This is a genomic window from Enterobacter cloacae complex sp. 397G4 (assembly GCF_050031515.1).
In the GTDB taxonomy this organism is placed as follows: Bacteria; Pseudomonadota; Gammaproteobacteria; order Enterobacterales; family Enterobacteriaceae; genus Enterobacter; species Enterobacter hormaechei_C.
The window spans coordinates 4,790,157-4,805,547 of record NZ_JBLGWE010000001.1; the positions used below are offsets into that span (position 1 = coordinate 4,790,157).

Annotated in this window: 14 protein-coding genes; 10 read left to right on the forward strand and 4 right to left on the reverse strand. The window is 58.4% G+C overall.

What is annotated here, in order from left to right; translation table 11 throughout:
• Positions 1-147 precede the first annotated feature (147 nt).
• On the forward strand, positions 148-846 hold the full coding sequence (gene cpxR, locus ACQG1Y_RS23060; protein WP_003862004.1) for an envelope stress response regulator transcription factor CpxR: 699 nt from the start codon (positions 148-150) through the stop codon (positions 844-846).
• The gene (cpxA, locus tag ACQG1Y_RS23065; protein ID WP_015569937.1) at positions 843-2,216 is read left to right on the forward strand and encodes an envelope stress sensor histidine kinase CpxA; all 1,374 of its coding nucleotides are present in this window, start codon (positions 843-845) and stop codon (positions 2,214-2,216) included. The genes cpxR and cpxA overlap by 4 nt, the downstream gene beginning before the upstream one ends.
• Before the next feature lie 43 nt (positions 2,217-2,259).
• On the opposite strand, the gene yiiM is transcribed toward cpxA, so the two are convergent.
• Together yiiM and sodA are read right to left on the reverse strand one after the other, a co-directional pair.
• Complete coding sequence (gene yiiM / locus ACQG1Y_RS23070) at positions 2,260-2,943, reverse strand: 6-hydroxyaminopurine reductase (protein WP_063135449.1); 684 nt, start codon at positions 2,941-2,943, stop codon at positions 2,260-2,262.
• A gap of 66 nt (positions 2,944-3,009) precedes the next feature.
• Positions 3,010-3,630, reverse strand: coding sequence for a superoxide dismutase [Mn] (sodA, locus tag ACQG1Y_RS23075; protein WP_368740792.1), 621 nt, complete (start codon positions 3,628-3,630; stop codon positions 3,010-3,012).
• A gap of 288 nt (positions 3,631-3,918) precedes the next feature.
• Between sodA and rhaT the strand changes: the two genes are divergently transcribed.
• On the forward strand, positions 3,919-4,953 hold the full coding sequence (gene rhaT / locus ACQG1Y_RS23080; RefSeq protein ID WP_017694058.1) for an L-rhamnose/proton symporter RhaT: 1,035 nt from the start codon (positions 3,919-3,921) through the stop codon (positions 4,951-4,953).
• On the opposite strand, the gene rhaR is transcribed toward rhaT, so the two are convergent.
• Positions 4,954-5,802 carry an HTH-type transcriptional activator RhaR gene (gene rhaR, locus ACQG1Y_RS23085; RefSeq protein ID WP_017382695.1) on the reverse strand — a complete coding sequence of 283 codons (849 nt, stop codon included), beginning with the start codon at positions 5,800-5,802 and terminating at the stop codon, positions 4,954-4,956. It abuts the gene before it with no gap.
• A gap of 73 nt (positions 5,803-5,875) precedes the next feature.
• On the reverse strand, positions 5,876-6,712 hold the full coding sequence (gene rhaS, locus ACQG1Y_RS23090; protein WP_015569934.1) for an HTH-type transcriptional activator RhaS: 837 nt from the start codon (positions 6,710-6,712) through the stop codon (positions 5,876-5,878).
• Between the two features lie 301 nt (positions 6,713-7,013).
• Here rhaS (ACQG1Y_RS23090) and rhaB point away from each other — a divergent pair, with 301 nt between their 5' ends.
• From rhaB to ACQG1Y_RS23125, 7 genes are all read left to right on the forward strand, one after another.
• The gene (gene rhaB, locus ACQG1Y_RS23095) at positions 7,014-8,483 is read left to right on the forward strand and encodes a rhamnulokinase (protein WP_045341579.1); all 1,470 of its coding nucleotides are present in this window, start codon (positions 7,014-7,016) and stop codon (positions 8,481-8,483) included.
• Positions 8,480-9,739, forward strand: coding sequence for an L-rhamnose isomerase (gene rhaA / locus ACQG1Y_RS23100; RefSeq protein WP_047062221.1), 1,260 nt, complete (start codon positions 8,480-8,482; stop codon positions 9,737-9,739). Before rhaB ends, rhaA begins: the two co-directional genes overlap by 4 nt.
• Positions 9,740-9,835: 96 nt before the next feature.
• On the forward strand, positions 9,836-10,666 hold the full coding sequence (gene rhaD, locus ACQG1Y_RS23105; protein WP_015569930.1) for a rhamnulose-1-phosphate aldolase: 831 nt from the start codon (positions 9,836-9,838) through the stop codon (positions 10,664-10,666).
• 82 nt (positions 10,667-10,748) lie between these two features.
• Positions 10,749-11,735 (forward strand): rhamnose ABC transporter substrate-binding protein, encoded by a 987-nt coding sequence (gene rhaS / locus ACQG1Y_RS23110; RefSeq protein WP_203453102.1) that lies wholly within the window; start codon positions 10,749-10,751, stop codon positions 11,733-11,735.
• Between the two features lie 99 nt (positions 11,736-11,834).
• A complete protein-coding gene (locus ACQG1Y_RS23115) occupies positions 11,835-13,337 on the forward strand; it encodes a sugar ABC transporter ATP-binding protein (protein WP_368740793.1) in 1,503 nt (500 codons plus the stop codon).
• Positions 13,338-14,342: an ABC transporter permease gene (locus ACQG1Y_RS23120; RefSeq protein ID WP_234095454.1), complete on the forward strand. Its 1,005-nt coding sequence runs from the start codon at positions 13,338-13,340 to the stop codon at positions 14,340-14,342. It begins immediately after the preceding gene.
• Positions 14,339-15,343 carry an ABC transporter permease gene (locus ACQG1Y_RS23125; protein WP_015569926.1) on the forward strand — a complete coding sequence of 335 codons (1,005 nt, stop codon included), beginning with the start codon at positions 14,339-14,341 and terminating at the stop codon, positions 15,341-15,343. Before ACQG1Y_RS23120 ends, ACQG1Y_RS23125 begins: the two co-directional genes overlap by 4 nt.
• The last annotated feature ends 48 nt before the right edge of the window (positions 15,344-15,391 follow it).

Sequence of the window (15,391 nt, forward strand, 5' to 3'; positions counted from 1 at the left end):
TTGCTCCCAAAATCTTTCGTGTCGCGATTCAACGAGAGACAGTCTACGATTCAGGCTGCAAACATGCGTCAGGGGGTGTAAAACAACGTAAAGTCATGGATTAGATAGCCTTGATGTCGTAATTTCTGCCTCGGAGGTATTTAAACAATGAATAAAATCCTGTTAGTTGATGATGACCGAGAGCTCACATCTCTTTTAAAGGAGTTGCTCGACATGGAAGGTTTCAACGTCCTGGTTGCCCATGATGGCGAGCAGGCGCTGAGTCTCCTTGACGACAGCATCGATTTACTTTTGCTCGACGTCATGATGCCGAAGAAAAACGGTATTGATACGTTGAAAGAGCTTCGCCAGACACACCAGACCCCCGTCATTATGCTGACTGCACGCGGCAGCGAGCTTGACCGCGTACTCGGCCTTGAGCTGGGTGCGGATGACTATTTACCTAAGCCGTTCAACGACCGTGAACTGGTGGCCCGTATTCGCGCGATCCTGCGCCGCTCTCACTGGAGCGAGCAGCAGCAGAATACCGACAACAGCTCACCTACGCTGGAAGTGGACTCCCTGAGCCTGAACCCGGGCCGCCAGGAAGCGAGCTTCGACGGTGAAACGCTGGAGCTAACCGGCACCGAGTTCACCCTGCTGTATCTGCTGGCGCAGCATCTCGGCCAGGTGGTGTCGCGTGAACACTTAAGCCAGGAAGTGCTCGGCAAACGCCTCACCCCGTTTGACCGCGCCATCGACATGCACATCTCTAACCTGCGCCGTAAGCTGCCGGAGCGTAAAGACGGTCACCCATGGTTTAAAACCCTGCGTGGTCGCGGTTATCTGATGGTTTCCGCTTCATGATAGGCAGCTTAACCGCCCGCATCTTCGCCATCTTCTGGCTGACGCTGGCACTGGTTTTAATGCTCGTTTTGATGTTGCCAAAACTCGACTCACGCCAGATGACGGAGCTACTCGACAGCGAGCAACGTCAGGGCGTGATGATCGAGCAGCACGTGGAAGCGGAGCTGGCAAACGATCCGCCGAACGATTTAATGTGGTGGCGCAGGTTGTTTCGCGCTATCGACAAGTGGGCGCCCCCCGGACAACGTCTTTTACTGGTCACCAGTGAAGGCCGCGTGATTGGGGCCGATCGCAATGAAATGCAGATTATCCGCAACTTTATTGGCCAAGCGGATAATGCCGATCACCCACAGAAAAAGAAATATGGTCGGGTAGAGATGGTCGGTCCTTTCTCGGTGCGGGATGGGGAAGACAATTACCAGCTCTATCTGATTCGCCCTGCGAGCAGTTCACAGTCCGACTTTATCAACCTGCTGTTTGACCGTCCGCTTTTGCTGTTGATTGTCACGATGCTGGTCAGTTCCCCGCTGCTGTTATGGCTGGCGTGGAGCCTGGCGAAACCGGCGCGTAAGCTGAAAAATGCGGCGGACGAAGTGGCGCAGGGCAACCTGAGGCAGCATCCGGAGCTGGAATCCGGGCCGCAGGAGTTCCTGGCCGCCGGAACCAGTTTTAACCAGATGGTCTCTGCTCTTGACCGCATGATGACCGCGCAGCAACGCCTGCTGTCGGATATCTCCCACGAGCTGCGGACGCCGCTCACGCGCTTACAGCTGGGTACCGCCCTGCTGCGCCGCCGCAGCGGTGAGAGCAAAGAGCTGGAGCGTATTGAGACGGAAGCGCATCGCCTGGACAGCATGATCAACGATCTGCTGGTGATGTCTCGCAATCAGCAGAAAAACGCGCTTGTGAGCGAAACGGTGAAAGCCAATCACCTCTGGCATGAGGTGCTGGACAACGCGGCGTTCGAAGCGGAGCAGATGGGCAAATCGTTCACCGTCAACTTCCCGCCGGGCCCGTGGCCGCTCTACGGTAACCCCAACACGCTGGAAAGCGCGCTGGAGAATATCGTGCGTAACGCCCTGCGCTATTCGCACACGAAGATTGAAGTGGCGTTTTCGGTGGATAAAGACGGGATTACCGTCATTGTCGATGACGATGGTCCTGGCGTCAGCCCGGAAGATCGCGAGCAGATTTTCCGTCCGTTCTACCGCACCGACGAGGCGCGCGACCGTGAATCTGGTGGTACGGGGCTAGGTCTGGCGATTGTTGAAACCGCCATGCAACAGCACCGTGGCTGGGTGAAAGCCGATGACAGCCCGCTGGGCGGGCTGAGGTTAACGCTGTGGCTGCCGCTGTATAAGCGTTCGTAACCGTATGTGCCGGGTGGCGGCTTCGCCTTACCCGGCCTACTTTCTACGGAATCTCTTTCCCCCACAATCTCCGCGAACTGCTCTCGATCTTGCCGCTTAACCGCCGCTTCTGCATCGTTCTGGTCCAGCTGGTGGATAATCCCGCCGCTGACAGCAGGCGGTGATACTGCTCGTCATCAAACGGCATATGCCAGGCAATTGCGCAGGCCTCGTATACCGACACCTCACTCAAGCGCGAAGCCAGCTCAAGCGGCGCATCCGCCGAAACCTGTCCCGCCTGCACAACGCGATACAGCCAGCCGGTTTTACCCGCGTTTTGCAGCTGGGCCGACATATCCTGAATGCCGAAATGGTAATTAAGCTTAAAGCACGGTGAGCGCGGCTGGGTGACCTGAATCAAAGCATCGCCCCAGCGGTAAATGTCGCCGATAAAGACGTTCTTCTCCGTCAGCCCCTCCGTTGAGAGATTTTCGCCAAACGCGGGGGCGACGAAGAGGTCCGCCTGTTCAGGAAATTCGGCTTTCCAGTGCTGATAGTGCTCGCGCGGATAGTGGCACAGCGCGCGATCGGGCCCGCCGTGGATTTTCTTTTCAGCCTGCTGGTCACCCGCAAGCCCGAGATCGGTCAACGTCAGCTCACCGTCGACCTGCACTTTGGCGATGGCGCTCGGGCGGCTGCCTTCGTACTCCCTTACCTTGCCTGTAAACACATTCACCGGGTAATGCATCTCCACTCCTTCAGATACAAAAAAAGCGAGTCATCAGACTCGCTTCTCACAGGCGTCAATGCAACCTTATTTTTTAGCGGCGAAACGCGCTGCTGCTTCGTCCCAGTTCACTACATCCCAGAAGGCTTTGATGTAGTCAGGGCGACGGTTCTGGAACTTCAGGTAGTAAGCGTGTTCCCACACGTCCAGACCCAGAATTGGGAAGCCGGATGCGCCAGAGATAGCTTCACCCATCAGCGGGGAGTCCTGGTTAGCGGTAGAAACGACCGCCAGTTTGTCACCTTTCAGGACCAGCCACGCCCAGCCAGAGCCGAAACGGGTTGCAGCGGCTTTTTCGAATTCCACTTTGAAGTTGTCAACGGAACCGAAGTCACGCTCGATAGCCGCTTTCAGGTCGCCCTGAAGGGTGGTGCCGGTTTTCAGGCCTTTCCAGAACAGGCTGTGGTTAGCGTGACCGCCCGCGTTGTTGCGCAGCACGGTTTTCTTGTCTGCCGGCAGCTGGTCCAGTTTGGTGATCAGCTCTTCAACAGGCAGATTAGCGAACTCTGGCAGGCTTTCCAGCGCAGCATTCGCGTTGTTCACATAGGTCTGGTGGTGTTTAGTGTGATGGATTTCCATCGTCTGCTTGTCGAAATGCGGTTCCAGTGCGTCGTAGGCATACGGCAGGGATGGCAGTGTATAACTCATAATCCTCTCCATTATTGTCGGGCGGCACAGCTGTTAATGCCGCGTAAGCAGTTGGTTCATTATAGTTAATTAAATGATATTGAAAATGATTATCAATGCCGCAGTTTTTATAAGGTTATTAGATTTTTGATAAATGACAAAATTGTGAGTCTGCTCACGTGCTTAACGTGCTGATTGCCATCCTGAACAAAAGTGCGGCAACCTTCTGAAGGTTCCCAAACCGCCTCATTTTTACACTCATCAAGTCGGCGGGAAGCCTCCGGCTATAAAAACGATGAGGATGTAAAAATGAATCATGCGATTACGATGGGTATTTTCTGGCATTTGATAGGCGCGGCCAGTGCAGCCTGTTTCTATGCCCCGTTTAAAAAGGTGAAAGGCTGGTCATGGGAAACCATGTGGTCCGTTGGCGGCACCGTGTCCTGGCTGATTTTGCCGTGGACAATCAGCGCCATGCTGCTGCCCGATTTCTGGGGCTACTTCTCCTCCTTCAACGCCTCCACCCTGCTGCCGGTATTCCTGTTCGGCGCGATGTGGGGCATCGGTAATATCAACTACGGCCTCACCATGCGCTACCTAGGCATGTCGATGGGGATTGGCATCGCGATTGGCATTACGCTGATTGTTGGCACCCTGATGACGCCAATCCTCAACGGCCACTTCGACGTGCTGATCAACACTCAGGGCGGGCGAATGACGCTGCTGGGCGTGCTGGTGGCGGTGATCGGCGTGGGCATCGTCACCCGCGCAGGCCAGTTGAAAGAACGCAAGATGGGCATCAAAGCCGAAGAGTTCAACCTGAAGAAAGGGCTGCTGCTGGCGGTGATGTGCGGCGTATTCTCGGCGGGCATGTCGTTCGCCATGAACGCCGCCAAACCGATGCACGACGCCGCTGCGGCGCTGGGCGTCGATCCGCTGTACGCTGCCCTGCCAAGCTACGTGGTGATCATGGGCGGCGGCGCGCTGGTAAACCTCGGCTTCTGCTTCATTCGTCTGGCAAAAGTGAAGAACCTGTCGGTAAAAGCCGACTTCTCGCTGGCAAAACCGCTGATCGTCACCAACGTCCTGCTCTCCGCCCTCGGCGGTCTGATGTGGTATCTGCAATTCTTCTTCTACGCCTGGGGTCACGCCAGTATTCCGGCGCAGTATGACTACATGAGCTGGATGCTGCACATGAGCTTCTACGTGCTGTGCGGCGGGCTGGTTGGGCTGGTGCTGAAAGAGTGGAACAATGCCGGGCGTCGTCCGGTTGGCGTGCTGAGCCTGGGCTGTGTGGTGATTATCATTGCGGCCAATATCGTCGGCCTCGGCATGGCGAACTGATTACGCTGCCTTTCGACTGCGATGACGCCACTGAACCGGCGTCATCCCCACCTCACGGTTAAACACCACCGAAAAGTAGTTACTGTCCTCAAAGCCGCAGCGCATCGCCACTTCACTCACCATCAGCTCCGTATGCTGTAACAGGTACTGGGCGTGGCAGATGCGCAGCTGGCGCAGATAGTGGTTGACCGTCATCCCCGTCTGGGTGCGGAACTGCTGGCGCAGCGCGCGCTCGCTGCACTGCTCCTGCTCGCAGAATTTTTCCAGCACGAAACTCTTGTTCAGACTGCCCGCAAGCCGGGTGATGAGCTTATCCAGCAGCGCTTCCTGCGTGGTAGCAGAGGGATTATCCGTAGCGTAACGATGCCGCTTCAGGGTCATCACCAGCTGGGCAAAAAGCAGCTCCGACATCTGGTTTGCCACCGGATCGCTCTTCTGGCTCTCCTGCTCCAGCTGGGAAATCGTCTGGCGCACCTGAGCCATGCCGTTGCTGCTTAAGCGCCAGTGCGGTTCGCCTCTGGCATCATGAAAACCGGGGATATTGCCCGCCCAGTCGACATTCAGTTTAAGTCTGTCGGGGCAGTAGATGACGTTCTGCAACACCAGATCGTTAACCGAGGCGTAGGAGTGTTTGTCTTCAGCGCGGATGTAGAACAGGTCTCCGCGCGTGATGCGGTAGGGGCGGTCGTTGAGGACGTGCAGGCCGTTGCCTCGCCATACCAGCACCAGCTCGCAAAACTCGTGGGTGTGCTCGGCAAAGACGTTTTGCGGGTAGCGGTCGGCCACCGCGACGGCCTGACTCGCGGAGGCAAAAAAATCATCTTTGCGAAGAATGAGCTGAGCAGCCACACCACAACCTCTACGGCGAATAACCGGACATTATTAGCCTTTTTGCAGCAAAAAAACGGTGACTGCCCTCGCGTTACTGAAGCAACGCGTCTTTCCCCTGACGAATATCGCGCGGCGACCAGTTAAACTCCCGGCGAAAAAGCGTCGAAAAGTGGTTACTGTCGCCGAATCCGCAGCGATAGGCGATATCGGTGACGCTTTCGTCGGTATGACGTAAAAGGTGCCGCGCTTTGATCAGGCGCAGACGGTTGAGGTAGCGCTGCGGCGTCAGCCCGGTATGCTGCTTGAGCTGACGATGTAGCGTGCGCAGCGAGAGCGAAAAGTCATCCGCCAGCGTTTCCCAGCAGACATCTTCGGCAAAATGATCTTCCAGCCAGGCCATCAGCTGATTCAGGCGCGCGTCGTTATTTTCCAGCCCTTCCACCAGGCTGCTGCGCCGCAGCAGCACCAGCAGCTGCATAAACAGCAGCTCGCGGGTAGCAATGGCGTGCGTCTCCTGTCCATCCTCGCTCTGCTCCATCTGGCTCACCAGCTGACGCACCTGCTGCAACGTGGACTGATTCACCCGCCAGTGCGAGGGGTAGTGACCGTCCTTCTCCTGCGGCAACAGCTGATTCAGCCCGGAGAGAAACTGGAACGCATCCGGAGAACGATAGAGCACATTGGTCAGGCAAAGGTTGTCGGTATGTTCATACAGGTGCCTGTCGTGATCGCGCACGAAGCACACCGTACCGCCGCTGATGGTATACGGCTGACCGTTAAACACGTGGATGCCCGTTCCGTGCTCAACAATCACAATTTCATGAAAATCATGATGATGCTCCGGGAACGCAGCCTGAGGCAGCCGTGGCTCAATCGCGACCGGCGAAGCCCCCGAAGGAAAAAAATCGACGCTGTGCAGTACGGTCATAACGGCCCCCACCAATGAGAAAAGTTCTCAAAATAGTAATTAAGGCCTTCCACGCTCACCTTAAATTTTTGACAGCAAACCGCGCAAAAGCTGTCGGTTTTTCAAGAAACAGACGGAAAGATCAGGAAATGCGGTCAGCGTCACACTGCCTGCAAACCCCGCCATTACTGGAAACTGTGAACTCCCTCACGTTCATCTTTGCTTTCTTGCCAGCGCGAGATTTGGGCTGTCAGTGGCGAGAAGGTGGCTATTTCTTCCCTTTCTTACACTCCTCGCTAATGACTTAAGAAAGGACCCGACCATGACTTTTCGCCATTGTGTGGCTGTCGATTTAGGCGCATCCAGCGGCCGTGTAATGCTCGCCACCTGGGACTGCGACCTGCACACCCTTACGCTTCGCGAAATGCACCGTTTCGCCAATTGTCTGCAAAAACAGGACGGTTTTGTTACCTGGGATATCGACGCCCTGGAAGCAGAGATCCGCACCGGACTTCACAACGTCTGCGAAGACGGTATTCGCATCGACAGTATCGGCATTGATACCTGGGGTGTGGATTACGTACTGCTGGACAGTCACGGCGAACGCGTCGGCCTGCCCGTCTCCTACCGCGACAGCCGCACCGATGGGCTAATGGCGCACGCCATCGCCCAGCTTGGCAAGGAGAACATCTATGGTCGCAGCGGCATTCAGTTTCTGCCGTTTAACACGCTGTATCAGCTGCGCGCGCTGGTTGAGCAACAGCCAGAGCTGGTCGAAAAGGTGGCGCATGCGCTGCTGATCCCGGACTACTTAAGCTACCGTCTGACCGGCAACATGAACTGGGAATACACCAACGCCACCACCACGCAGCTGGTTAACATCAACACCGATAACTGGGATGAACATCTGCTGGCCTGGACGGGCGCCTCGCCGTCCTGGTTCGGCGCGCCAACCCATCCGGGCAATGTGATCGGCCACTGGCTTTGCCCGCAGGGGAATGAAATCCCTGTTGTCGCCGTCGCCAGTCACGACACCGCGAGCGCGGTCATTGCCTCGCCGCTCGCCGGCAAAGACGCGGCGTACCTCTCTTCCGGCACCTGGTCGCTGATGGGCTTTGAGAGCAAAACACCCTACACCAGCGATGCCGCACTGGCGGCGAACATCACTAACGAAGGTGGCGCCGAAGGGCGCTACCGGGTGCTGAAGAACATCATGGGCCTGTGGCTGCTCCAGCGGGTGCTGAAAGAGCAGAACATCACCGACCTGCCCGCGCTTATCGCGGAAACCGAAACGCTGAAGGCCTGCACCTTCCTGATTAACCCGAACGACGACCGCTTTATCAACCCGGCGCACATGAGCGCTGAAATCCAGGCCGCCTGTTTTGAAGCGGGGCAGCCGGTACCTTCCCGCCCCGCCGAGCTGGCGCGCTGCATTTTTGACAGTCTCGCCCTGCTCTATGCCGACATCCTGAGCGAGCTGGCTGACCTTCGCGGCAAACCGTTCACGCAGCTGCATATCGTGGGCGGCGGCTGCCAGAACCAGCTACTGAACCAGCTCTGCGCGGATGCCTGCGGCATTACCGTGGTGGCAGGTCCGATTGAAGCCTCCACGCTCGGCAATATCGGCATTCAGCTGATGACCCTGGACGAACTTTCAAACGTCGACGATTTCCGTTCGGTGGTGACGGCGAATAACAGCCTGACCACCTTCACCCCCCATCCCTGCCATGAAATTGCCCGCTACCGGGCGCAGTTTCAGCAAAAACGACTGACTAAGGAGCTTTGCGCATGACCACTCAACTTGAACAAGCCTGGGACCTGGCTAAACAGCGTTTCGCCGCCGTCGGCGTGGATGTCGAAGAGGCGCTGCGCCAGCTCGACCGTCTGCCCGTCTCCATGCACTGCTGGCAGGGTGATGACGTTGCTGGCTTCGAGAACCCGGGCGGTTCCCTGACGGGGGGTATTCAGGCCACGGGTAACTACCCGGGCAAAGCGCGCAACGCCACCGAACTGCGTGCGGATCTGGAGCTGGCGCTGAGCCTGATCCCCGGGCCAAAGCGCCTGAATCTGCACGCCATTTATCTCGAATCCGACGAGCCGGTGGCGCGTAATGAAATCAAACCGGAGCACTTTACGAACTGGGTGGCGTGGGCGAAAGCCAACAAGCTGGGCCTGGACTTTAACCCCTCCTGCTTCTCGCACCCGCTGAGCGCGGACGGCTTTACCCTTGCGCACGCCAACGACGAAATCCGCCAGTTCTGGATCGACCATGTCAAAGCCAGCCGCCGAGTTTCTGCGTATTTCGGCGAGCAGCTTGGCACGCCGTCGGTGATGAACATCTGGATCCCGGACGGTATGAAGGACATCACCGTCGACCGTCTGGCTCCGCGCCAGCGCCTGCTGGCCGCGCTGGATGAGGTCATCAGCGAGAAGCTGGACCCGGCGCACCACATCGATGCCGTCGAGAGCAAGCTGTTCGGCATCGGCGCAGAGAGCTATACCGTCGGCTCGAACGAGTTCTACATGGGTTATGCCACCAGCCGCCAGACCGCGCTGTGCCTGGATGCCGGCCACTTCCACCCAACCGAGGTGATCTCCGACAAGATCTCCGCCGCCATGCTCTACGTCCCGCGCCTGCTGCTGCACGTCAGCCGTCCGGTGCGCTGGGACAGCGACCACGTAGTGCTGCTGGATGACGAAACCCAGGCCATTGCCAGCGAAATCATCCGCCACGACCTCTTTGACCGCGTACACATTGGCCTCGACTTCTTCGACGCCTCCATCAACCGCATCGCGGCGTGGGTTATCGGCACCCGCAACATGAAGAAAGCCCTGCTGCGCGCGCTGCTGGAGCCTGTCGCCGCCCTGAAACAGCTGGAAGAAAACGGCGACTACACCGCGCGCCTGGCGCTGCTGGAAGAGCAGAAATCCCTGCCGTGGCAGGCGGTGTGGGAGATGTACTGCCAGCGTCACGATGCGCCTGCGGGCAGCCAGTGGCTGGACAACGTGCGGGCATATGAGAAAGACGTTCTTGCCGCTCGTCAGTAAAAAACATTGCCCGGCGGCGCGTTGCTTGCCGGGCCTACAGGTAAAAGTAGGCCGGGTAAGCAACGCGCCACCCGGCATTTTCAAAGGAAACACAGTATGCAGACCATCACCACCTCCTGGTTCGTCCAGGGCATGATCAAAGCCACCTCCGATGCCTGGCTGAAGGGCTGGGACGAGCGCAACGGCGGCAACCTGACGCTACGCCTGGACGACGCGGATATCGAGCCATTTGCCGCCGATTTCCACCAGAAGCCGCGCTATATCGCCCTGAGCCAGCCGATGCCGCTGCTCGCCAACACGCCGTTTATCGTCACCGGTTCCGGGAAGTTCTTCCGCAACGTTCAGCTCGACCCGCAGGCCAACCTCGGCGTAGTGAAAGTGGATAGCGACGGCGCGGGCTACCACATTCTGTGGGGGCTGACGGATGAGGCGGTGCCAACCTCTGAGCTGCCGGCGCACTTCCTCTCCCACTGCGAGCGCATCAAGGCGACCAATGGCAAGGACCGCGTGATCATGCACTGCCACGCCACCAACCTGATCGCCCTGACCTACGTGCTGGAAAACAATTCTGATTTCTTCACCCGCAAATTGTGGGAAGGCAGCACCGAGTGTCTGGTGGTGTTCCCGGACGGCGTCGGCATTCTGCCGTGGATGGTGCCGGGCACCGACGAAATCGGCCAGGCAACCGCGACGGACATGCAGAAACATTCACTGGTGCTGTGGCCGTTCCATGGCGTCTTCGGCAGCGGCCCGACGCTGGATGAAACCTTCGGCCTGATCGACACCGCCGAGAAATCCGCGGAAGTGCTGGTGAAGGTCTATTCCATGGGCGGCATGAAGCAGACCATCACCCGGGAAGAACTGATCGCCCTGGGTAAACGCTTTGGCGTCACCCCAATGCAGTCGGCGTTAGATTTGTACCAATAACAACATCGCGCCCCGCTCACCGAGACGGGGCGAAAACCACCTGCAATCCCTACAACTAACTCAAGTCAGTGGAGTAAAAGCAATGAAAATAAAAGCAAGCTTGATCCTCACCGTTGCCACTCTGGCGTTGTCCGGTTCCGCTTTAGCAGAAGTGAAAATCGCCCTGGTGGCGAAGTCCTTAGGGAATGGATTCTTCGAGGCAGCGAACGTCGGCGCGCAGGAGGCGGCCAAAGAGTTAGGCGATGTAAAAGTGATTTATACCGGCCCGACCACCACCACGGCGGAAGCGCAGATCGAGGTGCTGAACGGGCTGATCGCCCAGGGCGTGGATGCGATCGCGATTTCCGCGAACGATCCGGACGCCGTCGTGCCGGTGCTGAAAAAAGCGATGCAGCGCGGCATCAAGGTTGTGTCGTGGGATTCCGGCGTGGCGAAAGCCGGGCGTCAGATCCACCTCAACCCGTCCAATAACGCCCTGATTGGCGAAACTAACGTCAAGCTCGCCGCCGATGCCCTGAAAGCGCTGAACGTGGAGAAAGGCGATGTGGCGGTGCTGAGCGCCACGCCAACCTCCACCAACCAGAACACCTGGATTGCGGAGATGAAAAAGGTGCTGCCGAAGTACCCGTCCGTCAATCTGGTGACCGTGGCCTACGGGGACGATCTCTCTGACAAGAGCTACCGCGAAGCGGTCGGCCTGCTGAAAACCTACCCGGAGCTGAAAGTGATTGTTTCGCCTTCTTCCGTGGGCATTGTGGCTGCCGCGCAGGCGGTGAAGGACCAGGGCAAGATTGGCAAAGTGTACGTCACCGGTTTAGGCCTGCCGTCTGAGATGGCGGGCGCGGTGAAGTCCGGCGCAAGCAAGAGCTTTGCCATCTGGAACCCGATTGACCTGGGCTATGCCGCAACCTACCTGGCGGATGACCTGGTGAAAGGCAACGCCACGAAAGGCGAGGCCAGCATGGGCAAGCTGGGCAAAGTGAAGCTGGATGCCGACGGCAACGGCGCGATGGCCGAGCCGTTCGTTTACGATGCCAGCAATATTGATAAGTTCTCAAAAATCTTTTGATGCGATTTGTAGGCCGGATAAGCGTAGCGCCATCCGGCAAAAGGCGGGTGGCGCTGCCGCTTACCCGCCCTACAAATTCCCCTGTCCAGGAGAACTATCATGACCCCATTGCTACAGCTTTCTGGCATCACCAAGGTGTTCCCCGGCGTGCGTGCTCTTGAGAACGTGCAGCTTGCGCTGTGGCCCGGCAAAGTGACGGCGCTTATCGGCGAAAACGGCGCGGGCAAGTCGACGCTGGTCAAAGTGATGACCGGCATATACCAGCCCGACGAGGGCGAAATTCTCTACAAGGCGATCCCCGTTCACCTTCCGACGCCGGAGTCGGCGCATAAAATGGGCATCACCGCCATTCACCAGGAAACCGTCCTGTTCGATGAACTCTCGGTCACCGAAAATATCTTTGTCGGTCAGTACCTTCACAAAGGCTTCCTGAAAAAGCTCGACTGGCCGGAAATGCACCGCCGGGCGCAGGCTATTCTCGCCCGCCTTGAGGTGCAAATCGACCCGCGCGCAACGCTGAAAACCCTGAGCATCGCCCAGCGTCACATGGTGGCGATTGCCCGCGCGCTGTCGTTTGAGGCGCAGGTGGTGATCCTCGATGAACCCACGGCGGCGCTGTCACAGCATGAAATCCTCGAGTTTTACCAGATTGTGGAGCGCTTAAAGCAGGAGGGAAAAGCCATCCTGTTTATCTCCCACAAGTTCGACGAGATTTTTGAGCTGGCCGATCACTACACCATTTTGCGCGACGGCGTGTTCGTCGGTGCAGGGGCAATAAATGAGATCACCGAGGAGCGGATGGTGTCGATGATGGTCGGGCGCGCCATTACCCAAACCTTCCCGAAAATCGACTGCGAAAAAGGCGAGACGGTGCTGGAGGTGAAAAACCTCTGCCATCCAACCGAGTTTGCGCATATCTCGTTCTCCCTGCGTAAAGGGGAAATCCTCGGCTTTTACGGGCTGGTGGGTGCCGGGCGTACCGAGCTGATGCAGGCGCTTTCCGGCGTCACGCGGCCATCGTCCGGGGAAATTATCCTTAATGGCCAGCCCCGGCGCTTCCGCCAGCCTGCGGATGCGATCAAGGCCGGTATCGTCTGCGTGCCGGAAGAAAGGCAGAAACAGGGGGCGATTATCGCCCTGCCGATTGCCCAGAACATCAGCCTGCCTCAGCTCAGCAGGCTCAATCCGAACGGCGTACTGCACGACAACCGCGAATGGAAGCTGGCAGACGAGTACGCCAAACGCCTGCAAGTGAAAGCCTTCAGCTGGAAGCAGGCGGTGGAGACCCTCTCTGGCGGCAACCAGCAAAAGGTGGTGATCGGCAAATGGCTGGCGACGCACCCTGACGTGATCATCCTCGATGAGCCAACAAAAGGCATCGATATCGGCTCAAAGGCAGCCGTGCATCAGTTTATGTCCGAGCTGGTCAGTCAGGGGCTGGCGGTGATTATGGTCTCGTCCGAACTGCCGGAAGTGATGGGCATGGCGGATCGCATTATCGTCATGCACGAGGGGCTGATGGTGGCCGAATACCAGGCGGGAGACGCGACGGCGGAAACCATCGTCAGCGCCGCCAGCGGTGCAAAACAGGAGGCGGCATAAATGCTTAGCTCACTCTTAAAACACCGCGAGGCGCTGCTTGGCGCGGTGATTGTCCTGATGGTCGTCGCCATTGGCAGCCGCGTGCCATCGTTTATCGCACCGGGAAACCTGGTGGAGATGTTTAACGACACCGCCATTCTGATCGTCCTCGCGCTCGGGCAGATGTTGGTGCTGCTCACTAAAGGCATCGACCTGTCGATGGCGGCTAATCTGGCCCTGACCGGGATGATTGTCGCCCTGATTAATTTCCATTACCCGGACGTGCCCGTCTGGGCGCTGCTGATCCTTGCCAGCGCGCTTGGGCTGCTGATGGGCGCAATAAACGGCCTGCTGGTGTGGAAACTGGGCATTCCGGCGATTGTGGTGACGCTCGGCACCATGAGCATCTACCGCGGAATGATCTTTTTGCTCTCCGGCGGCGGCTGGGTGAACTCCAACCAGATGGGTGCAGACTTCCTCGGCCTGCCGCGTGCGTCAGTGCTGGGCCTGCCGGTGCTGAGCTGGTGCGCCATCGCCGTACTGCTGCTGGTGGGCTACTTCCTGCGCTACAGTCGCACCGGACGGGCGCTCTACACCGCCGGCGGGAACGCCACGGCAGCGTACTACACCGGGATCAACGCCGGGAAAATGCAGTTCATCAGCTTCTGCCTTTCCGGTCTGCTGGCCGGGTTCTGCGGCTACCTGTGGATATCACGCTTTGCCGTTGCGTATGTTGACGTCGCTAACGGTTTTGAATTGCAGGTGGTGGCAGCCTGTGTGATTGGCGGGATCAGCACCATGGGCGGCACCGGCCGCGTGCTCGGCTGTCTGTTCGGGGCGCTGTTCCTTGGCGTCATCAACAACGCCCTGCCGGTGATCGGCGTCTCCCCGTTCTGGCAGATGGCGATTTCCGGCTCGGTCATTGTCATCGCTGTGCTGCTGAACGAGCGCGGCAACAAGCGCAAAGGCAGGCTGATCCTGCGCGACGCGGCGCTGGCACGTCAGAAACTGGCGGTGAAACCATGAGCAAAATGATGACATCTGAAGAGTTCAAACCCACTTCTGCGCCGGGCATCTTCCAGCGCCTGCTGTGCTGGGAGGGCTTCCTGCTGGCGGTGACGCTGGCGGTGTTTGTGGTGAACGCGCTCGCCTCGCCCTACTTCCTCAATATCTGGAACCTCTCCGACGCGACGTTCAACTTCACGGAAAAAGCGATCATTGTGTTGCCGATGGCGATGCTGATTATCGCCCGGGAAATTGACCTGTCTGTGGCCTCCACCATCGCGCTCAGCTCCACGGTGATGGGCTTTTGCGCGGCAGCGGGCGTCGATACGCCACTGCTGGTGTGCGTGGGATTAGGCGTCGGGCTACTGTGCGGGCTGTTCAACGGTATTCTGGTGACGCGCTTTAACCTGTCGTCCATCGTCATCACCATCGGCACCATGAGCCTGTACCGCGGGATCACCTACATCCTGCTCGGGGACCAGGCGCTGAACAGCTACCCGGAGAGCTTCGCCTGGTTCGGCCAGGGCTACGTCTGGGGTGCGCTGTCGTTTGAGTTCGCGCTGTTTATCGTGCTGGCCGCTCTGTTTGCCTTTGTGCTGCACCGCACCAATTTTGGCCGCCGCACCTACGCCATCGGCAACAACCCGACCGGCGCGTGGTACTCCGGCATCAACGTGAAGCGCCACAACCTGATCCTGTTTGCGCTGGTAGGACTGATGTCCGGCCTGGCGTCGGTGCTACTCACCTCGCGTCTGGGCAGTACCCGCCCGACCATCGCGATGGGCTGGGAGCTGGCGGTGGTGACGATGGCGGTGCTCGGCGGCGTCAATATTCTCGGTGGGTCCGGCAGCATGGTGGGCGTGATTATCGCCGCCTTCCTGATGGGGCTGGTGACCTTCGGCCTGAGCCTGCTCAACGTGCCCGGCATTGTGATGTCGGTGATTATCGGCGCGATGCTGATCGTGGTGATTTCGCTGCCGATTATTACCCGCCGGGTGATGCAGCGAAGACGGATCTCATAGCCGGGTGGCACTGCGTTTACCCGGCCTACTTAACCGTAGGCCCGCGCA